Consider the following 20,098-nt stretch of genomic DNA (forward strand, 5'->3'; position numbering starts at 1 on the left):
AGGGTTTCGACCTCGCTAGGCGGTTCTCGAGCAGGATCAGGAATGATGGCTTTATCCGATCTTCGCACTGCGCGCCTCGGGCGTCTTGGGGGCCCATCCTAACGCTTATACGTTTGCGGTCGCGTTTCCGGAACCGCGCGCCGCCAGCCGGCCGACAGCGGCGAGCTGGATTTCCCGCGATGATGATCGTTCTCGCGTCTCAAGGTCTCGTTTGCGAGGGCCGCTATCGGGCGATATAGCGCGCCTGCAGGCGTTGGCGGACGTCGGCGGTCACGCCGGCCTCCTCGAGATAGAATTCCACGCTCCCACATTGGCGCTCTATGGCTCGCAGCGCGCTGTCGAGATAGGTCTCCTCGACGCCAAGCAGGGCTGAGATCAATTCGTCGGCGCGCTCGGGGTCCTGCTCGGCCAGGAGGGGCCGCAGGACCGGCGCACCAAGCGTCATGAGCTGCGGATCCGCCGCAGTGCGAAGATAGTCGGCCATGACGGCTTCGGGAGCTGCGCCCAGCAGCTCAAGGATCAGCGCGACGAGGACGCCGGTCCTGTCCTTTCCCGCAGAGCAATGAACCAGCACGCGTCCGTCCACGTCGGCCATGCGGCGCACGACGCTGGCGAAGAGCGCCCGGTAAGCCGGGTCAAATGGAAGCTCGCCATAGAGCTGGCGATAGTGCTGACGGACCTCGTCCGCATCGCAGCCAGGCTGCTGGAGCAGCAGCATGTGCGGCGCGACGCCGTTTCGCGCCTCATCGTGGGAGAGCACGCGATCGGCGAAGGTTGCTGGCCAAGGCGACGGTTGTTGGGCCTGCTCCTCGGCGTAGCGAAGGTCCGCGATCAGGTGAAAGTCGAGCGCTTGGAGGCGTCGCACATCCTCCGCGTCAAGAGCGGCCATATGCCCCGACCGGTAGAGGCGGCGGGGCCGAATCCAGCCGCCGTGGCGCGACTCCAAGCGGCCAAAATCGCGAAAGTTGACGGCGCAGGACGGCAGCTGGACATCATCGCACGGCGACGGGGACAGGCGGCTCATGGGCGGCGTCCCTAATGAGCCTGGGTGACGTCCCGAATGAACCTGCGGACCTCGCGATCGATCTCGTCCCCTTCGGGCGTTCCGGGAAAGCCGCCGTGGCCGCCGGCTTCGACCACATGCAACTCGGCCGGAATGTCCGCGGCCCGCAGAGCGCGATGCATGCGCACCGTGTTCGACAGGTAGAGGTCGCGTGTTCCGGTCGTGAGCAGGGTCGGCGGGAAGCCCTTCTGAAAATCGCCAAATAGCGGCGACAGATAGGGATGCCTCAGATCGTGACCGTTGGCGTACAACAGGTTCGCCGGCATCAGGCTGGTCAGCACCGGATCGACGCCTAGATTGGTCTGGAAACTGTCTCCGGATTCGGTGAGGTCGATCTCCGGCGTGTTGAGCAGGGCGCCCGCCGGCAGCGGCAGGCCCTCGTCACGCGCGCGCAAGATGAGGGCCGCGGCAAGGTTTCCCCCCGCCGACGCGCCGCTGATGACGATCTGCCCGGGCGGACGCTCGCCAAGCAGCGCGCGGTAGGCTGCCAGACCATCGTCCAGCGCGGCCGGATAGGGATGATCCGGCGGCATGCGATAGTCCACCGCCCACACCCGCTGACCAAAGCGCGTCGCCGCGCCAACGCCCATCAGCCGGCACAATTCGCCGCCGCACAGGGTCAGGCCGCCGCCATGCATGTCCAGGACGACGATCGGGCTCGACGACGCCTCCGCTGGCGTAATGTCGAAGACGCGCGCGCCATCGAAGTCACGCTCCTCGACCGTGGCCGCGCCCGCAGGGCTGATCTGCTCGAGCAGCGGCCGAAGGGCGTCCTCGGTCGCGGCGATGTGAGCCCGCCACGCGGCCTTGTCGCCGAGCCGAGGAAAATCCGCCGGCGGCGCGAGCCGCGGCGTCAAATAGGCCTGAGCCGCCGGACTGATCGACGTCGGAACGGGGATCTCCCGCGCGGAGACCCTGAGCAGGTTCGCAGTCTCGGACGCCATTCCACTGCTCCCGGCGGCCAGACCGGCCGACCAATAAGGCCGCCAAGCGTTCTTGCCGCCTTCTCCTGCGAAGAAGAGCTGCGCCCCGAGGCGCTGGCGATCGCCTCGGGGCGCCGGTCCTGACGCCGTCAGTAGTTGTAGATGACGTCGAGGCCGAAGGTCCTCGCCTGCTGATAGTTGGTCGCGGTGAGGTAAGGCGGATTGCCGAAGGCGATCGGGAACAGCACGTCGCGATTGTTCGTGATGTTCCGAGCCCAGAGGGCCACTTCGAGATTGCCCTGCTTGAGCCTGATGTCCTGCAGCGCCAGGCGGCCGTTCACGATCCAGGCCGCCGGCTGGAACGCGATCGGCGCAGCGATGGCGGGGATCGGCAGGTAGCCGTAGGTGCGGATCCTCGAGTGCCAGTCGGCGTCGATCCGGACCGTCAGCCGCGCCTCGTCGAACAGGGGCTCGGTCTGATATTGGCCGGCGAGATTGGCGGTCCACTTCGGGCGCAGGGTCGGCAGGAAGGTGTCGACCGTGCCGTAGAGCGGGTTCAGGCTGGTGAAGCGGACATCGGTGTAGCCGAAGCCGCCGTTGAAGCTCAGGCCGCGCGCCGGCAGGAAGGTGAACTCGCCCTCGACGCCCTTCGCCTTCTCGTTGCCCTGGTCGACGACGACGGTGCCCAGCTCCGGGTGGCCGACGTTGATGCCGGTGTCGACCGTCTGGAGGTTCTTGTAATCCGCCGTGAAGGCGGCCAGGTTCAGCCGTAGGCGCTTATCGAGCAGGTCGCTCTTCATGCCGATCTCCCACGAGTGGACCGTCTCCGGCTGGAAGACCACGGGCCCGACGGCCCCGCCCGAGACGAAGCCGTTGGAGTATTTCGCGTAGGTCAGAATTCCCGCGAGGGGCCGATAGTTGACGCTCAGCAAGTAAGACGGCTTGGTCTTGGAATACGAGAAATTCGTCGTCAACGTTCCAACATAGCCGATCCCGGACTTTTCGTCGTCAGTGAGGCGATAACCGCCAACGACGTCGAGATTCGGCAGAACGTGGAATTCGGCCTGGGTGTAGAAGGCCGAAGACTTGGCGTAGTTGAAGAAGGTCGTCGGAGTGGTCTGAGTTTCGACGCCGCCGGGGACAGGCGTAAACGTGAGAACGCCCGGCAGGCGCCACGGCGATCCGGTCACGGTGTCCAGATGGAAGTAGAGCGCGCCCGTGGTCAGCGTCAGGTATTTGGAATCATAGTTGACCTGGATTTCGTCGCTCCATTGCTTCGCCGAGGATTGAGCTTGAGAATCCGTGATGACGAAGGGCGAGCCGATCAATCCCGAGAGGAATTGCGCCGGAATTCCGGCAAGTTGCGCTATCGCCTGGGCCACTTGCGGCGTGACGACGAGGCCGCCGGCGCCGGAGATCTGCGCGTTGCCGTAGATGAAGGACTGGCGGTAGGCGAGGATGTTCTTGATCGAAAGGTGGTCGTTAAAGCGATAGGTCGCCGTGACGTTGTGGCCGATGACCTGCTCATAGTCCGTCGACGCGAAGCCGTTGTTCACGGCGTCAGGACGCCGGCTGGCGCCGAAGGTGACCGGGTTGCTGTTGAAGGCCGCCGCCAGCAGCGGGCCTGCCGGGCCCAAGACCGGGGATGTGGGGTCGACGCCGATGACAGCGGTGCCTGACGGAGTGCTGTGGTTTTCCATCCAGTCGAACTTGTAGGACATGCTGAAGTTGTCGCTCGGGTCGAAGTGCAGGGCGACAAACCAGGAATCGAGATTCTTGGCGCCGAGCGTCTTGGGCGACACCTGGATCCCTTCGCGGGTGCCGGGACCGCTGCGGTCCCAGACCTGACCGGCGCCCAGGTTCTTGATGTCGCCGTCGTGCTGGTCATGGACGTAGCTGACCGAGGCGCTGAGCGGTCCCACCGCGGGCAGGTCGATGCGGGTGACGGAGCGGACCGCATTCAGGTTGCCGTAGGTCAGTTCCTGGCGCACGCCGAACCGCCCGGACGGATTGCGGGTGATGACGTTGATGGCGCCGGCCGTCGCGTTGCGGCCGAAAAGGGTGCCTTGCGGGCCGCGGAGCACCTCGATGCGCTCGACGTCCGGCAGGTCGAAGGCCGAGCCCTGGGCGCTGCCGATCGGAACCCCGTCGATGTAGATCGACACCTCCTTGTCGGAGCCCGGCACGGAGCCGTAGCTGACGATGCCCCGCAGCGAGATCGACGGAATGCCGACGTCGCCGGCGGCGGGACGCACCGTCATGTTGGGCGCCAGGGCGCTGAGGTCCTGGACGTTGGTGATGCGGTTGGCCCGCAGCACGTCCTGCGTCACGGCGGTGATCGAGATCGGCACGTCCTGCAGGTTCTGCTCGCGCTTTTGCGCGGTGACGACGATCTCGGTGAGGGTGTTGCCCTGGTCTGGGCCGGCGGCTTGGGCGAACGCGGGGGCGGCGATCAGCGCCGTTCCCAGCGCGCTGCAGCTCAAAAGGCCCGCCCGGAATGCGGCGCGATACGATCTGCTAGGCGTCATGTTTCCCCTCTCGTCTCTTTTTCTCGATTGCGTGGTCCCGCAAAGGGCCTCCGGAATCATAAAACACTTTAGGTTTAAGTCCACCCCAAAGCGACGGGAGCCTCGGCGGCGGCGGCGCGAAATCGCGCCTCCGGGGTTGACCTCTGCGCGCGCAATCGGATTCTAATCCGAATCGCTATTTCAGTTGTCTAAGCCCAGTCGGGTGCGGGGCGGCTGCAGGCTGGCGCCGCCCGTGGAGCAACCAGGAGACGATCTGCCCCAGGTAGGCTTCGAGCTTCGCATGCTCGGAAACCGGATCCGACCCGGCGGGAATTCACGATGCCGATATCAAGCGTGGGCAAGAAGACTCGTCCGAAAAAGAGCGTGCCTAAAGCGCGACCTCTGGCGCGCAAGCGCGGGGAATTGAAGCGCGAGAAAATCCTTTGGGAGGCGGCGACCGCGTTTGCGGAGCGCGGGTACAGCGCGACCACGCTGACGGACATCGCCGCCGCAGCCGACACCCATGCCGGCAGCCTCTACTATCATTTCGAGTCGCGCGACGACATCACGCGGGAAGTGCTGAAGTGCGCCCTGACGACGATGGACCGCGTGAAGGAGGCCTGGGCCGAGCTCCCGCCGGACACGCCGGCGATCGAGCGCATTCGCGCGGGCATCGTCGCGCACGTGCGCACGATACTTTCTGAAGACCCATTCTTGCCCGCTTACAATCGGATCATAAATGAGATCCCGTTGGCGTTGAGAGAGGAATTCGCATCGTATCCAATAGAATATGGAACGATGTGGCGCGACGTTTTTCTGGAAAGTCAGGCTGCTGGCGAAATTGATCCAAGCCTGGACTTGTCCGTTGCCCGGATGATGCTTTTTGGAAGCTTGAACAATCTGCCGAGTTGGTTCGATCCCAAGGGCGGTCAGTCCGTCGACGAGATTGCCGCGACCGCCATGCGCCTGTTCTCGGCCGGAATGCTGACCGACAGGGGGCGCGCGGTGGCCGACGCCGGCGCCCGAGCGGCGCCAAAGGGCGCGCCGTCGAAAGGACGTTCGAAACGGCCGGCCGCTCAGGAGGCCGGAACCCGCGCCAAATGATCCGGCGCTGTCCCCGCCACTAATCCTAATTCATATTTGGCTTTCAGCCGCGCTCGACGTAATGTTTCCGCGCGGGCCGGCGGCGCCGAGGGCCGAGCCCGAACACGAGACGTCCGACAGGCGCCGCGAGGCTTCACCGAGCGCCGCCGTCGCGGGCGGCCAAGGGGGAAACCGATGAAGCGGACCGACGAATCCTGCGACTTCGTGATCGTGGGCAGCGGCGGGGGGTCGATGTGCGCCGCCCTGCTGATGAAGGCGAATGGCAAAACGCCGATCATCCTGGAGAAGACCGAGTTCGTCGGCGGATCCACCGCCATGTCCGGCGGGGTTCTGTGGATCCCCAACAGCGAGCTGGCGCGACGGGCCGGGGTGGAGGACTCCCCTGCCCGCGCGCTCGAATATCTCGAGCGGCTGACGACGCGGCCAGATCCGGGGCGCGGGGGCACCCGGGCGCGCCGCGAAGCCTTCGTCGAGAACGGCCCGCGGATGTTGGACTTCCTGGCGAGCCAGGGGGTCGAACTGGAACGCGCCGTCGGCTACTCGGACTACTATGACGACAGCCCAGGCGGCATGGCCGTCGGCAGGGCGATCGTCGCGCGAATTTTCGATGTCAATCGCCTCGGCAAGACATGGGCGGCGAAGCTGAGGCTCAGCGGCCTGACCTTGCCGCTCAGCATCACCGAGATCTGCCGCATCGGCGTCGTCACGAGGACGATGGCCGGGCGCAAGGTCGCCGCCCAACTCGTCTGGAGGACGCTGAAGTCAAAGCTGACCGGCCAACGCCTGGTCGGCGCCGGCGCGGCGTTGCAGGGGCGGATGCTCGAGGCGTGCCTGAAAGCTGGGGTCGAGGTCCGCCCCAATTCGCCAGTCCAGAAGCTGATCGTCGAGAACGGCCGCGTGACCGGGGTTCTGGTGCGCGACGAGAGCGGAGAGCGCCGCATCTTCGGGCGGCTCGGCGTGCTGATCAATGCGGGGGGCTTCGCGCGCAACGCCAGGCTGAGAGAGGCCTACCAGCCCGGAAGTTCGACGGCGTGGACGAACGCCAATCCGGGCGACACGGGGGAGATGCTCGAGGAGGTGCAGCGCATCGGCGGCTCGCTCGATCTGATGGACGAGTCGTGGTGGATCAGCATCAGCCTGCCGCCGGGTCAGCCCGGCCTGCTGCCGATGCACATCATGGACATCGCCAAGCCGCACGCCTTTCTGGTCGATGCGAGCGGCCAGCGCTTCTGCAACGAGGCCGCCTCGTACATGGAGGTCGGCCAGCGCCAGCGCGCCCGGACGCGTGAGGGCGTGAACGCGACCCCCGCCTGGATGATCTTCGACAGTCAGCACCGCTCCAGATACATGGTCGCCGGGGCGCAGCCCGGGGCGACCCCGCGGGAGTGGATCGACAAGGGCTATATCAAGGTGGCGCGCACCATGGAGGAGCTCGCCAGCCAGTGCGGCCTCCCGGCCACCGCGCTCTTGGCGACGCAGGCGCGCTTCAACGGCTTTGCGGAAACAGGCGTCGACGAGGATTTCCATCGCGGGCGGCGCCAGTACGACAAATGGTTCGGCGACCCGACGCACCGCCCCTCCCCGACCCTCGGCGCCGTCCGCAAGGCGCCCTTCTACGCCTTGCAGATCTATCCTGGCGACGTCGGCACCGCCGGCGGCGTCGTCACGGACGAGCATGCGCGCGCCCTGACGGCCGACGACCAGGTCATCGCCGGCCTTTACGCCACGGGCAACTCCGCCGCGCCGGTGACCGGTCGCTACTATGTGGGGCCCGGCACGAGCATCGGCGCCTCCTTCACCTTCGGCTACATCGCCGCGCAGCATGCCCTGGCAGCGGCGGACGCCGGCGTCGCCGCCAAGCGCAGGCGGCGCCGATCCTGACGTGGGGTCGTTCGGCCGATTGACACCGCCTCGGCCCCCGCGGTAGTCAAATTTAAAATTACTTAAAATGCGAGGCAGCTCTCCAGCCGGGCTGCTGGAGGAAGCGGTCTTGGCTATAGAGACTGTCGCTGTCGAGCATGCGCCGGCATTGCGCGAAGGTCGCTTGGCCGCGGCGCTGTCGAAGTGGCGCGGCCTGGTTCACGAGCCGCTGGTCCACTTCTTCGCGATAGGCCTGGTGCTGTTCGCGCTCGCCGAGCACCACAGGGCGCAGACCAACATCTATCGGATCGTCGTCACGCCGGAGCGAGTGCGCCAGGTCGCCGGACGCTACCGCGTGGAGTATGGAGCCGAGCCGTCGCCTGCGACGCTCGCCCGCCTGGTCGAGGCGGACCTCGACGAGGAGGTGCTCTATCGGGAAGGCCTCGCCCGCAAGCTCGACAGCAACGACGAGATCGTTCGTCGCCGCGTGGTGCAGAAAATGCAGTTCCTGGCGCAAGATCTCGCGACCCCCGCCGAGCCTGGCGAGGCGCGGCTGCAGGCCTGGTACCAGGCGCATGCGGCGCAATATGCGGCCCCGGCGACGGTGAGCTTCAGCCACATCTACTTCGCCGACGGCGCGCAAGGGGCCGGAGCGGCCCGCCGGCGGGCCGTCGCGGTGCTGGCGGGCCTGTCCGAGGCGGTCGTCCGCGCGCCCGACCGCGGCGATCCCTTCCCGGACCTCTACGACTACGCCGGTTTCGGGCCGGAGCAGGCCCGGCGGCTGTTCGGCGCGACCGAGCTCAGCCGCGCGCTGTTCGAGGCGCCGCCGCGGCGCTGGATCGGGCCGCTGCGCTCGGCCTACGGCTGGCATCTCGTGCGGGTGCAGTCCGTTCAGCCAAGCCGGATCCCGCCCTATTCCACCGTCCGTGACCGAGTACGCGCCGATCTATTGGCGGCCGATCAGGCGGCCGCGAACCGCCGCAGCTTCGCTGCGCTCAAGGCGCGCTTCACCATCGTGCGCGAGGACGGAGGCTGATGCGGCGGGCCCGCGCCTTTCTGGCGGCGCTGGCCTTGGGCCTCCTCGCCGCGACGGCCGGCCAGGCGCATGAGGTGCGGCCGGCCTACCTCGAAATCCACCAGGATGCGCCGGAGCGGTTCGTCGTTACTTGGAAACAGCCGATCATGGGCGACGTGGCCATTCGGCTCGAGCCGCGCCTGTCGAATGATTGGCTGAACCGCCCGCCCGCCGAGGATTTCATCTCGCCCGCTTATCGGATCCGCACCTGGCGCATCGCCAAGGCCAATCCGCAAGCGCTCGCCGGACAAACCCTGCGGGTCGACGGGCTGGAGCGGACCATCACCGATGTCCTGGTGAGCGTCCGCCTGGTCGATGGCCGAGCCTTCGACACCATTTTGAAGGCCGACGCGCCGACCGTCCGGCTGAGCTTGGCCCGCCGAGCCGGGCTTGCGGTTGCGGCCTACTTTCGGCTCGGCGTCGAGCACATCCTGACCGGCGTGGATCACCTGATGTTCGTGCTCGGCCTGCTGCTGCTGGTGGGGATCGGCTGGCGGTTGGTAAAGGCGATCACCGCCTTCACTGTGGCCCACAGCCTGACGCTCGCCGCCAGCGCCGTGGGCTTGGCGCGCGTCCCCTCCGCGGTGGTCGAAGCCCTGGTGGCGCTTTCGATTGTCTTTGTCGCCTCTGAGCTGATGAATGCGCGGCGCGGCCAGGGCGGGATCACCGCGCGCTGGCCGTGGCTGATCGCCTTCGCTTTCGGCCTGCTGCACGGTTTCGCCTTCGCCGGCGCACTGGCCGAGGTGGGCCTGCCGAGGGACGCCGTCCCCGCTGCGCTGTTCCTGTTCAACGTGGGCGTGGAGGCGGGCCAGCTGCTGTTCGTCGCCGGCGCCATCCTGACGATCCTGGCGCTCCGGCCGCTGCGCCTGCGGCTGTCCGTGCGCCTCGACCGTCTCGGGCAGGCGCTGGCGCCTTACGCAATCGGCAGCTTCGCTGCGTTCTGGTTCATCGAGCGAGCGGCGGCTGCGTTCGCCTGATACTTTCAGAGAAACGACAAAGCACTTGGGCCAAAACGGAAAATTCGCCGGGAGAGGAACCGAGACATGACAAGACGCCGCCTCCTGCTCGCCGCCAGCGCCGCGGCAGTCGTGATCGCGGGCGGGACGATCGGCGCCAGCGCCACCAAGCCTGAGCGGCAGCGTTCCGCCCCGATGATGATGGCGGCCGCCCAGGCCGAGGCTGCGCCCGCCCAGCGACGGGTCCTGTTCGGCGAGCTTCATCTCCACACCGGCTATTCGTTCGACGCCCACGCGCTGGAAGGCCAGGAGACAACCCCGGAGGACGCCTACCGCTTCGCCAAAGGCGAGCCTGTCCGGTACCGCGGCCAGATGGTCCAGCGTCCGCGACCGCTAGACTTCACCGCGGTCACCGACCACGCCGAATACCTCGGGACCTTCAACCAGATGGACGACCCGAGCAGCGCGGCGGCCAAGAGCGAAATCGGCCAGCGGTATCGGGCCGGCCCGGTGAAATTTTTCGCCGAACTCGTGGACAATATAAAGGCCTATCTCGACGCGCCGGGCGTGAACGTTCGCGGATCGATGGCCTCGACCTGGAAGCGGGAGGTCGAGGCGGCGAACCGCTTCTATGAGCCGGGGAAGTTCACAACCTTCGTCGCCTATGAGTGGTCATCGCTCCCGCAGCGGCGCAACTTGCATCGCTGCGTCATCTTCAAGGACGCGCCCCCGGAGGCGCCCTTCTCCTTCCTCGATTCCGAGCGGCCGGAGGATCTCTGGAGCTATCTCGAAGGATTGCGTGCGCGCGGGATCGAGGCGTTGGCGATCCCGCACAACGCCAACGCCTCGGGCGGATTGATGTTCGACTGGAACGACAGCGACGGCCGGCCGATCGACGAATCCTACGCCCAACGGCGGGCCCTCAACGAGCCGCTGACCGAGATCTTCCAACATAAGGGTCAGTCCGAAACGGCGCCTGACCTGTCGTCCAGCGACGAGTTCTCAAACTTCGAAGTCATCGAAACCCTGCTGACCGGCGAGCGCTCCAACCCGAACGGCAGCTACGCCCGCCAGGCGCTCGCCCGCGGGCTGGCGCTCCAGTCGAGGGTCGGCGCCAATCCCTTCAAGCTCGGCTTCGTGGGCGACAGCGACTTCCACAACGCCTTATCGAATTCGGACGAGAACGCCTACGCCGGCGTGAGTCTCGACAGCACCGATCCCAAGGTCAATTTGCCAGATCGCCAGGCGGCCAGCCGCATCCTCGGCCCGCAGAGCAGGACGTCGCGCTACAGCGGCGCAGGCCTGACCGGGGTCTGGGCGGAGGCCAACACACGGGAGTCGATCTACGCCGCGCTGCGGCGGCGCGAAACCTTCGCGACCTCGGGCCCTGAGATGCGGCTGCGGTTTTTCGGCGGCTGGAAGACGCCAGCCAGGGCGCTCGCCTCACCCAACTGGGTCGCCACGGCCTATCGCACCGATACGCCGATGGGCGGCGACCTTCCCGCCCGGCCGGCCGAGGTGAGCGCGCCTGGGTTCATCGTCGAGGCGGCCAAGGATCCGATGAGCGGCAATCTCGACCGCGTCCAGATCGTCAAGCTTTGGCTGGACGGCGACACCTACCGCGAGAAGGTGTTCGACGTCGTCTGGTCGCCCGAGCGCAAGCGCGATCCAAAGACCGGCAAGGTCCCGCCGGTGAAGAACACGGTCGACCTGAAGACCGGGGCCTATAAGAACACAGTTGGGGCCGCGACCCTGAGCGGCGTCTGGCGCGATCCAGAGTTCGATCCGAAGACGCCGGCGGTCTACTACGCCCGGGCGCTGGAGATCCCCACCCCGCGCTGGACCACCTTGCTCGCCGTCAAGCGCGATCTGCCGCTGCCTGCCGGCGTCCCGGCCACCATCCAGGAGCGGGCGCTCTCGTCGCCCATCTGGTACACGCCCCCGGCGGCGGCGCAGCGCCCCAGCGCTGGGCGGACCGATGGCCACGCCGAGCCCCACGCCATCCGGATCGCGGCGCGGCCGATGCTGGCCAATGAACCCGATGGCGCGCCGGACTAGACCATTCGCTGCCGTTCAGGCGCCGGCTCAGGCCTCCGTGAGAGGTTCGAAGACCGGCGTCTCCTCGATTGGGCGAAGAAGGACGACGGGGATCTGCCGCTCGGTCCTCTTCTGATATTCGGCATAGGAGGGGAACATGTTGGTGACGTAGGCCCAGGCTTGATCGCGCTCCTCTCCCACGGGGATCCGCCAGCTCCCGCGGAAGGCCTGGGTCGCGATTTGGAAGTGCACCTCCGGGCGGCTCTGCAGGTTGAGGAACCAGGCCGGATGCTCCGGCGCGCCGCCTCGCGATCCCACCACCAGCCATTCTCCGGCGAAGCATCCGTACAACAGCGGCACGATGTTGGTCTTGCCCGACTTGCGCCCGATGGTCTGGAGCAGCAGGCTTGGCAGATAGCCGCGAGCGCCAACCGCCGTGCAGTCGATGATATGGCCGGAGCGGCCCCCGCTCCGGAGGTAGGCGTCGCGGTGCTCGTTCACGAAGGCGACCGAGCGCGCCAGCAGCTCCTTGGTTTCCTTGGTCGTCATGGAACAGCCTTTCTTCGCCTGCAGTCACTGGACGAACCGTCGCCCGCGCGAAGGTCGTCCTAACTGAACTTAGAATTTTTACAACGCCGCCGCGCGGCGGGCGCCCAAAGCGCCTGGCTGCGTCATCGGCGCACAACCGCAGAATAATTCGCACGCATTTCGAGAATTGAATATGATCAAAGCCCTGCTTTTGGGGCGCCGGCGGCAAATTCGGAAGCGTGCATGACGATCTCGCGCTCAGGCGAAAGCTACGCAGGGTTGTTGTCCGGCGACGCGTTACAAGATGCGCTTGAGAACAGCCTTGACTGTGTGCTCGTGCTCGATCTGGCGGGAACCGTGCAGTCGGTAAATCCGGCCGGCGCCCAGCTTCTGGGCGAGAACAGCCCAGCCGCGATCGTCGGCAAGGGTTGGCAAGGGCTCTGGATCGCCCCGGACGAAGCGGGCGCAGCCGCCGCAATGGCGGCCGCGGCTGCGGGAGCGCCACAGCGCCTTGTCTTGGGCTTTCCCATCCGCGATCAAGAACTGCGTCTGGATTGTGTTCTTACGCCGCTCCGCGACCCTGCGGGAGCTCCAAGCGCGGTCCTGGCGGTCATGCGCGACATGACGGGATGGGAGGCGGCGCGCGTGGAGGCTATCCGGCAATCGGTGATCCTGCGCTCGGGGGCGGAGATTGCGAAGCTCGCTGGCTGGGAGGTCGATTTTCGGCGCGACGCCGTGCTGGTGGTGGGCGGCGCCGAGGACCGCGCTTCCTACGAGACCACCATCGGAAAATCCTTGGAGATGTATGATCCGCAGGATCGGGCTCAGATCCTCGCCCAGTTCGAGCGCGGACGCCGCAACGGCGAATGGATTCGATATGACGCTGCGATCACGCGCCCTGATGGAACGCCAGGATGGGTTCGGGTGCTCGCCGAGCCGCTCTTCGTCGCCGGCGAGTGCGTGGGCTTCCGCGGCGCCGGGATGGACATCTCCGAGGCGGTGGCCGCGCAGCAGGTCTTCGAGCGCGCCAAGCAGCGCCTCAACCTGGTCGTGCAGCTTGCGGGCATGCAGGTCTACGAGATCGATTTCGAGCGTCGGACCCTGATTCAGGAAGGCTCCTCGGAGGCGATCTTCGATCGTCGGCTGCGCTACGAGGACTTCGACCAGAACGCGCTCAACCTCGTCGATCCGCGGGATCACGCGCGGGTGGGGGAAGAGTGGGCGAAGGCCTTGGCGTCCCGGACCCCTTTCCGGTCGGAGTTTCGGGTCCAGCGACGCGACGGCCGGGAGACGTGGGTGTTTTGTATCGCCGAGGTCGTCGACCAGTCCGCCCGGCGGCCCACGGTGGTCACGGCGATGATCGACATCACCGAGCGCAAGCGCAGCGAGCTCGACATGATCGCGTCGATGGCGCAGATGCGCCGGCATGAGGCGCACCAGAAGCTTCTGCTCGACGAACTGAATCATCGGGTGAAGAACACCCTGGCCTCGATCCAGTCGGTCGCCGCGCAGACCTTGACGGACGTGCGAGCCTCCGTCCAAGCGCGAGAGCTCTTTCTCGAACGGCTCTTCGCGCTCTCGCACACGCACGACCTGCTCGTGAAGCACGCCTGGGACGGGGCGTCGTTTCAGGAGGTGGCGCAGGCCGTGCTCAAGCCGTTCGGCCGCACCTATCGCTGCAGCGGCCCCGATCTCAGGCTCGATCCCAACTTTGCGGTCAGCCTCGGCATGGCGCTGCACGAGCTCGCCATGAACGCGTTGAAGCACGGGGCCTGGTCTGCCGATGGCGAGGTCGACCTCGTTACGGAGGCGCGCCCAGGCGAGGTGCGAATGATTTGGCGCGAATCCGGCGGGCCGAAGGTGTCGCCGCCGCCGCGGCGGGGCTTTGGCAGCCGGCTCCTTGAACGCGGAGTCGCCGGCGAGCTTGGCGGCAGGGTGACGCTCGAGTTTTCGCAAGAGGGGGTGGTCTGCTGCATCGAGGCGCCGATGAGCGGCCGCTTGCATCCCCTTGACGCGGCGCGCACGGCGCAGGGCGCGGGTGTCCCGTCCCCTTCGTCCTAAGACGCGCCGCCGCGACCTCCGCGCCGTGCCCGGTGCGTCCCAATAGGTAAAGATGCGCCACCAATAGCAAAAACCTATTGGATGTCGGTGTGTCATCAATAAACGGTGCGCCGTATGCTATTGACGCGCGCCGAGATCAAGTTTTATGACGCGATCGTATCTTCCCGTGTCATCGCGAAGAGCCAATAATGGGTCGGTTCAGCGCCGTGCCGTCGCTTTGGCGAGGCCTTCTCAGGGATGGAGCATAAGGACATGTCGCGCTTCAAGTGGCTCGTGTTTACGAACTGCGCCGACGGCCAAGACGCCGAGTTCAATCAATGGTACGACGATATTCATCTGCCCGATCTCCTGAGAATACCTGGGATCGTCGCTGCGTCCCGTGCCCGGCTTTCGCCGGATCAACTCGCCGTTTCCGACAACGGCGAAATGCAACTTTCCGGCGCAGAAGGAATTGGGGCTCGATTTCGTTACCTCGCCATCTATGAGTTCGAGACGGAAGATCCCGCGGCGGTGATGGGAGAGGTGCAGCGCAGAGCCAACACGCCGGAGATGCCGCTCTCGCCGCATCTCGGCGAGGTCTACACGGTGCTATACCAGGCATAACCGGGAAAGCTTTGCGTGAATGGGGTCAGGCTGCTTCACTTGTGACGGTGAGGCGGGATCTTGTCGCCATGTTCCAGAATTTCTCCGCGGCCTTTCTGCGGCGCCCGGCGCTGCGCATGAGCGCCCACTGTGCGACGACGGGGCTCGGCGTCCCGACGGAGCGCATCTCCATGTCGCCGACCATGTCCGGAATCTGTGAGGAAAAGTCCGGCGACAAGGTCGGCAGCTGCAGCATCACGGCGTATCTCAGCAGGGCGTGAAAGCTTGTTTCCGGACAGGAGGTCCATTGCAGGCTCGCCGGCTCAAGCGCGGACCTGAGCCATTCGAAGAACGCCGGATGGTAGCTGTCCTGCAGGACGAGCACCTTGGCGCCGTGAACCGCCGCTGGCGCATCGGCAGGGTATTTGTGCGCGACGGATTTCGGAATGAACAGCTTCAGCTCGTGCGCATAGAGGGGAAGGATCTCCAGCTCGTCGTCCGGGCAAGGGCAGAGGGTCAGGATCAGATCAAAGCGTCCGCTCTTCAGCCCTTCGAAGAGAGCGCAAGGCTGCTCATTGATGATCTGGAACTCCAACGCCGGGACCGTGGACATGAACTCCGCGATCAGCCGATTTCGCTCCGGCATGTACAGGGTGACGACGTCGACACCGAGGACAAGCCTCGCGTTGTTCTTTGTGCGCAGCGCCTCGACCTCGCGCCGGGCGTCTTCCCAGGTTTCGGCAAGTCGCTTGGCGATCGGCAGGAAGTCCCGTCCATTGGGCGTGAGCTGAATGAACCTTCCCTTCACGCGCTCGATCAATGGGAGCGCCAAGGTGTTCTCCAACTGCCTGATCTGCTCCGAGACCCAGGGCTGGCTCATGTTCAGCCGTTCGGCGGCTGCGGTGAAGGATTGCTCGTCGGCGATCGCGATCAGCGTCCTGAGCTTTTTGACGTCCAGATCAATCACGACCTCAGCTCCTGGTCCCGACGGCGAGCGTAGTCGTGCGCCGGGCCAATTGCGATCACCTATGTGATTTCTGCCGGCCGCCCTTTCCGCAGGCGCGTCGCGTCTATGAGATTATGTAATGTCCCGCACCGACCCGCCAGGCGGTCAAAATTCAAATTCAAAAGCGGCGTGGTCGGATGCGGCTGATCGCGGCGACGTCGCTAAGGCGCGTCCAGCAACTGGAAGCAAAAGATGACCGGACGAGATCTCGGCGTGGCGTTGATCACCGGCGCCGCCTCTGGGATGGGCGAGGCCACGGCCCGCCTGATGGCCGAGGAGGGATGGTCGCTGCTGCTTTGCGACCGAACTGCGGATCGCTTGTCGGAGGTCGCCGGCCACCTTCGGGCGCGGGCTGATCCGGAGATCCTGGCGGGGGACATCGCCGGGGGGGATTTTCCGGATCAACTGGCGTCGGCGCTCGATGGCCGTCCGGTCGCCGCGCTCGTCCATTGCGCAGGCCTTTCGTCATCCATGGCGGGCCCGGAGCAGATTCTCGACGTGAACCTGGCGGCGACCATGCGCCTGATCGAGGTCGTTCGCCCAAGGATCTGCGACGGGGCGGCGGCGGTCCTGTTCGCCTCCACCGCCGCCCATCTGCTCGGTTCGGCGCTCGACGAGGCGATCGCAAAGGTGGTCACGCCTGGCGACGTCGGTTCGCTCCTGCAGTACGCCCCAAGCGCGGAAGCGGCCTATTCCATCTCGAAGCGGGGGGTGCAGTTGCTCGTGCGACGGGAAGCCGCCGCCTTCGGCGCCCGCGGCGCGCGCATCGTTTCCCTCTCCCCCGGCATTATAGACACTCCCATGTCGCGCGCGGAGATGCAGCGGCATCCGATAATGCAGGAAATGGTCGCAAGCTCGCCCATGGGACGGGCGGCGCATCCTGACGAGGTGGCCGGGGTGGCGGCCTTCCTGTGCTCGCGCGCGGCGAGCTTCATCACAGGCGCCGACATTCTTGTCGACGGCGGGTCGGTGGCGGCGACCTTGGCAGCGGTCGCCGGCGCGTGATCAGGCGGCGAGGCATGAGGCGTCGCCGGCGTCCGCGAAAGATCGCGCGATGAAGAGGACCTGACGAGATGGCGCGCGTCGACATTGAAGGGGTGGGGATCGAGTACGAGGTCATCGGTGAAGGTCCACCGGCCGTGATCACCGCCGGCGGCCGTTTCTCGAAGTCCGCGCCGGGCATCCGAGAGCTTGCGGAGATCCTCGCCGACGGCGGACTTTCCGCAATCGTTTGGGATCGGCCGAATTGCGGCGCCTCGGACCTCTGTTTTCAGGGCGAGACGGAGGCCAGGTTGAACGCGGCCATGCTGGCGGGCCTGGTGGGACATGTGGGACGGGGTCCGGCCTTGCTCATTGGCGGGTCGGCGGGCGCGCGGATCTCGCTCATCACCGCCGCCTTCCATCCGCAGGCGGTCTCGAAGCTCTTCCTGGTCTGGATCAGCGGCGGCCCCGTGTCGCTGGCCGCTCTCGGCTCGGGCTACACGACAGTTTCGGCGCTGGCCGCGGCGGATGGCGGGATGGAGATGGTGGCCGCCCTCCCCGACTGGGAAGAGCAGATCAGGCTCAATCCAGGAAATCGCGCCCGACTGCTGGCGCAGGACCCGGACGCCTTCATCGAAACCATGCAGCGTTGGTGCGCGGCCTTCTTCCCGAGCCCGGGCTCGCCGGCGCCTGGACTGACGGTCGAGGACTTCGGCCGGCTCTCCACGCCAACCTTGGTGCTGCGCAGCGGCAGGTCGGACATTTTCCACCCTCGTCAGACGAGCGAGGAGGTCTGCCGTCTCATCCGCGGCGCGACGCTTGCGGAGCCGCCGTGGGGCGAGCGCGAGTTCATCGAGCGGATGGCCGCGCGCGATTTCTTCGCCCGTTGGTCGCTGATGGCGCCGCAGATCCTGGAGTTCGCGCGCGGCTGATCTTTCGGGCCGGCCCACGAAATCCGATATCTGATGTTTCCGCGTCCTGAGTTTCAACCTGCCGACGCGGCGATATCGTTCAGGTCCCCAAGGCAAGAGTCAGCGAATGCCGCAGTTCCCCGCCGTGGTCACGAGCAAGCTCAATTTCGCCGCCGACAAGAGCGGCGGCGGCAAATTCTCGAACTTCGACCCGGACGCGCGTGATGCGCATTTCGTCGGCGTCGACGTGGCGATCAACAATGTTCGGTCGCTGTCGCGGCCGCCGTCCCTCGCGGCGGAAGGATTCGTGATCGCCGCCCACGCCACGCCCGACCCCGAATGGGGCGATGAGAGCTGGCTGGAGGCGGTCTATGTCCCCTCCTGCCTGGACCTGGTGAAGCGGCTTAGCGGCGCCCGCACGACGCTGCAGATGTATTACCCGATCGTGCGGCGCCGGGACGCCGGCGCCGCCCCGCCGGCGACCTTCATCCACCTCGATCAGACGCGCGAAGCCTATCGGAGCCAAGCCGCCGAGCGGGCGGCGGCGGCTGGCGTCGAGCTGACGCGCGGCGCGATCTTCAACGTCTGGAAGGCGATCACCCCGCCGCCACAGGACCTGCCGCTCGCGGTGTGCGACCGTCGGACGGTGTCCCTGAACGACTACGCGATCGGCGTGACGGTCGAGAACGGCACCGAGACGCCATACGTCGCCCTTGTCCATTCGTCCGAGGCGCCGACCTGGTACTATGTCCCGGACCTGACGATCGATGAATCGATCGTCTTTCTTTCGGCGGATTTCGATCCCGCCCAGCCATTGGGTTGCGCCCACACGGCGTTCTCGCCGCCGCCTGTCGCCGGGGGCTACGAGCCGCGCGCGAGCGTGGAGGTCAGGGTGCTGGCCTGCTTCGATTGAGGATTGTCGCCGCGGCGCGCCCGCGAGACGAGAGAGAAGGTAAGATGCCTGTGGATATGTCGACGCCGCCATTCGAACACGGCTATGTCCCGACGCTCCCCAATCTCATTCATGCAGCGGTCGAGCAGCACGGCGGACGCGAGTTCCTGGTCATGGGCGACCGGCGTCTGACCTTCGCGGACGTTGAGCGGCAATCGGCCGAGCTGGCGAAGGGGCTCCTCGCGCTTGGCGTCGGCAAGGGGACGCGGCTGGGCCTCTTAATGCCGAACAATCCGGATTGGGTGCTCAACTACTTCGCCGCGGCGCGGGTGGGCGCCCTCACCGTCGCCCTTAGCACCTTCTTTCAGGCGTCGGAGATCTCGTGGGGGCTGCGCTTCAACGATATCGACACCTTGCTGATCACGCGGGAATACCTCAACGCCGACTATATCGAGCGCCTCGAGCGCGCCCTTCCCGGCCTCGCGCAGCAGACCTCGACGGAGCTTCACCTCCCGACCCATCCTTATCTGCGCCGGATCATCGTGTGGGGCGATTGCGATCGTCCCTGGGCGATGCCCGGCCCGGACGCGATCCTGGCGGCCGCCAAGGACAAGCCGCAGATCGATGACGCCTTCCTGGCGGCGGTCGAGGCCAATATCGCGCCCGCCGATCTGCTGCTGACGATCTGCACCTCCGGCAGCACCTCCGAACCCAAGGCCGTGGTGCACACGCACGGTTGCGCCGTTCGAACGGCGGACCTGTTCACCGATTACCAGGGATTCCGCCCCACCGACCGCATCTGGACCGGCTTCGCCTTCTTCTGGATCGGCGGCCACAACTCCGCGATCCTGCCGTGCCTTTACGTCGGCTCGAGCCTGCATTTCACGCGGACGCCGAAGCCGTCCGAGATCGTCGACACGATCCTGAGGGAGCAGCTCACCGTCGTCACGCTCTGGCAGTCGCAGTCCGAGGGCGTGGCGGCGGAGGCCCGCAAGCGCGGCGTCACGCTCGACAGCGTCCGTCGCGGCGCCGGCAAACATCGGGACGACAGCGGGCAGACCATACCGCCCGAGCGGATCTTCTCGCCGCTCGGCATGACCGAGACCTTCGGCATGCACAGCATGGAGAAGTACAGCGCTCCTCTGCCTCGCGGCAAGCAGGGCTCGATGGGCCGCCATCTGCCTGGCGTGGAGCGCAGGATCATCGATCCGGACACCGGGCGCGAGGTCGCATGCGGCCGGCAGGGCGAGCTCTATGTCCGGGGCCAGTCGCTGATGGCCGGCTATTACAAGCGTGAGCGGGCCGAGACCTTCACGCGCGACGGCTTCTTCGCGACGGGAGATCTCGCCTCGATCGACGAGGACGACTACCTGTTCTTCCACGGCCGCAAGAACGAGATGATCAAGACCTCCGGCGCCAACGTCTCGCCGCGAGAGGTGGAGGCCGTGCTGCAGAGCTTGCCGGGGGTGCGCGAGGCGATCGTCTTCGGGATCCCCGATGCGGTGAAGGGCGAGCGGGTGGCCGCGGTCCTGGTCGCGGTCGACGGTCACGTCCTCGACGGCGAGGCGCTCAAGACGCAGTTGAGGCAGGAGATCTCGCCCTACAAGGTGCC

Annotated in this window: 16 protein-coding genes; 11 read left to right on the top strand and 5 right to left on the bottom strand. The window is 66.4% G+C overall.

Annotated elements, in window-relative coordinates; all coding sequences use genetic code 11:
- Positions 1 to 223: 223 nt before the first annotated feature.
- The 3 genes from VJS38_RS05595 to VJS38_RS05605 all read right to left on the bottom strand — a co-directional run bounded on the left by VJS38_RS05595 (position 224) and on the right by VJS38_RS05605 (position 4,469).
- Positions 224 to 1,024: a tyrosine-protein phosphatase gene (locus tag VJS38_RS05595; RefSeq protein ID WP_324087168.1), complete on the bottom strand. Its 801-nt coding sequence runs from the start codon at positions 1,022 to 1,024 to the stop codon at positions 224 to 226.
- An 11-nt stretch (positions 1,025 to 1,035) separates the two neighbouring features.
- Positions 1,036 to 2,007 (bottom strand): alpha/beta hydrolase, encoded by a 972-nt coding sequence (locus VJS38_RS05600; protein ID WP_324087169.1) that lies wholly within the window; start codon positions 2,005 to 2,007, stop codon positions 1,036 to 1,038.
- A gap of 128 nt (positions 2,008 to 2,135) precedes the next feature.
- Entirely contained in the window at positions 2,136 to 4,469 is a 2,334-nt protein-coding gene (locus VJS38_RS05605) for a TonB-dependent receptor (protein WP_324087170.1), read from the bottom strand.
- 378 nt (positions 4,470 to 4,847) lie between these two features.
- Here VJS38_RS05605 and VJS38_RS05610 point away from each other — a divergent pair, with 378 nt between their 5' ends.
- The 5 genes from VJS38_RS05610 (at position 4,848) to VJS38_RS05630 (ending at position 11,546) form a co-directional block, all read left to right on the top strand.
- The gene (locus VJS38_RS05610) at positions 4,848 to 5,597 is read left to right on the top strand and encodes a TetR/AcrR family transcriptional regulator (protein WP_324087171.1); all 750 of its coding nucleotides are present in this window, start codon (positions 4,848 to 4,850) and stop codon (positions 5,595 to 5,597) included.
- 174 nt (positions 5,598 to 5,771) lie between these two features.
- Positions 5,772 to 7,478, top strand: coding sequence for an FAD-binding protein (locus VJS38_RS05615; RefSeq protein WP_324087172.1), 1,707 nt, complete (start codon positions 5,772 to 5,774; stop codon positions 7,476 to 7,478).
- A 109-nt stretch (positions 7,479 to 7,587) separates the two neighbouring features.
- On the top strand, positions 7,588 to 8,493 hold the full coding sequence (locus VJS38_RS05620) for a peptidylprolyl isomerase (protein WP_324087173.1): 906 nt from the start codon (positions 7,588 to 7,590) through the stop codon (positions 8,491 to 8,493).
- Entirely contained in the window at positions 8,493 to 9,509 is a 1,017-nt protein-coding gene (locus VJS38_RS05625; RefSeq protein WP_324087174.1) for a HupE/UreJ family protein, read from the top strand. The genes VJS38_RS05620 and VJS38_RS05625 overlap by 1 nt, the downstream gene beginning before the upstream one ends.
- 66 nt (positions 9,510 to 9,575) lie before the next feature.
- Positions 9,576 to 11,546, top strand: a complete 1,971-nt coding sequence (locus VJS38_RS05630; protein ID WP_324087175.1) for a DUF3604 domain-containing protein — start codon at positions 9,576 to 9,578, stop codon at positions 11,544 to 11,546.
- A 27-nt stretch (positions 11,547 to 11,573) separates the two neighbouring features.
- Here VJS38_RS05630 and VJS38_RS05635 read toward each other — a convergent pair whose 3' ends face one another.
- Positions 11,574 to 12,074 (bottom strand): nitroreductase/quinone reductase family protein, encoded by a 501-nt coding sequence (locus VJS38_RS05635; protein ID WP_324087176.1) that lies wholly within the window; start codon positions 12,072 to 12,074, stop codon positions 11,574 to 11,576.
- A 222-nt stretch (positions 12,075 to 12,296) separates the two neighbouring features.
- On the opposite strand from VJS38_RS05635, the gene VJS38_RS05640 reads away from it, so the two are divergent.
- Together VJS38_RS05640 and VJS38_RS05645 are read left to right on the top strand one after the other, a co-directional pair.
- Positions 12,297 to 14,114: a PAS domain S-box protein gene (locus tag VJS38_RS05640; RefSeq protein ID WP_324087177.1), complete on the top strand. Its 1,818-nt coding sequence runs from the start codon at positions 12,297 to 12,299 to the stop codon at positions 14,112 to 14,114.
- Between the two features lie 252 nt (positions 14,115 to 14,366).
- A complete protein-coding gene (locus VJS38_RS05645) occupies positions 14,367 to 14,717 on the top strand; it encodes a hypothetical protein (RefSeq protein ID WP_324087178.1) in 351 nt (116 codons plus the stop codon).
- A 25-nt stretch (positions 14,718 to 14,742) separates the two neighbouring features.
- Here VJS38_RS05645 and VJS38_RS05650 read toward each other — a convergent pair whose 3' ends face one another.
- A complete protein-coding gene (locus VJS38_RS05650; RefSeq protein ID WP_324087179.1) occupies positions 14,743 to 15,663 on the bottom strand; it encodes a LysR family transcriptional regulator in 921 nt (306 codons plus the stop codon).
- A gap of 231 nt (positions 15,664 to 15,894) precedes the next feature.
- Between VJS38_RS05650 and VJS38_RS05655 the strand changes: the two genes are divergently transcribed.
- The 4 genes from VJS38_RS05655 to VJS38_RS05670 all read left to right on the top strand — a co-directional run.
- Positions 15,895 to 16,707, top strand: a complete 813-nt coding sequence (locus VJS38_RS05655; RefSeq protein ID WP_324087180.1) for an SDR family NAD(P)-dependent oxidoreductase — start codon at positions 15,895 to 15,897, stop codon at positions 16,705 to 16,707.
- Between the two features lie 68 nt (positions 16,708 to 16,775).
- On the top strand, positions 16,776 to 17,615 hold the full coding sequence (locus tag VJS38_RS05660; RefSeq protein ID WP_324087181.1) for an alpha/beta hydrolase: 840 nt from the start codon (positions 16,776 to 16,778) through the stop codon (positions 17,613 to 17,615).
- Positions 17,616 to 17,721: 106 nt separating this feature from the next.
- Complete coding sequence (locus VJS38_RS05665) at positions 17,722 to 18,507, top strand: CmcJ/NvfI family oxidoreductase (RefSeq protein WP_324087182.1); 786 nt, start codon at positions 17,722 to 17,724, stop codon at positions 18,505 to 18,507.
- A gap of 44 nt (positions 18,508 to 18,551) precedes the next feature.
- The coding region (locus VJS38_RS05670) for a class I adenylate-forming enzyme family protein (RefSeq protein WP_324087183.1) at positions 18,552 to 20,098 on the top strand (1,547 nt) is incomplete at its 3' end.

This window comes from Phenylobacterium sp. (assembly GCF_035276905.1).
Classification (GTDB): domain Bacteria; phylum Pseudomonadota; class Alphaproteobacteria; order Caulobacterales; family Caulobacteraceae; genus Phenylobacterium.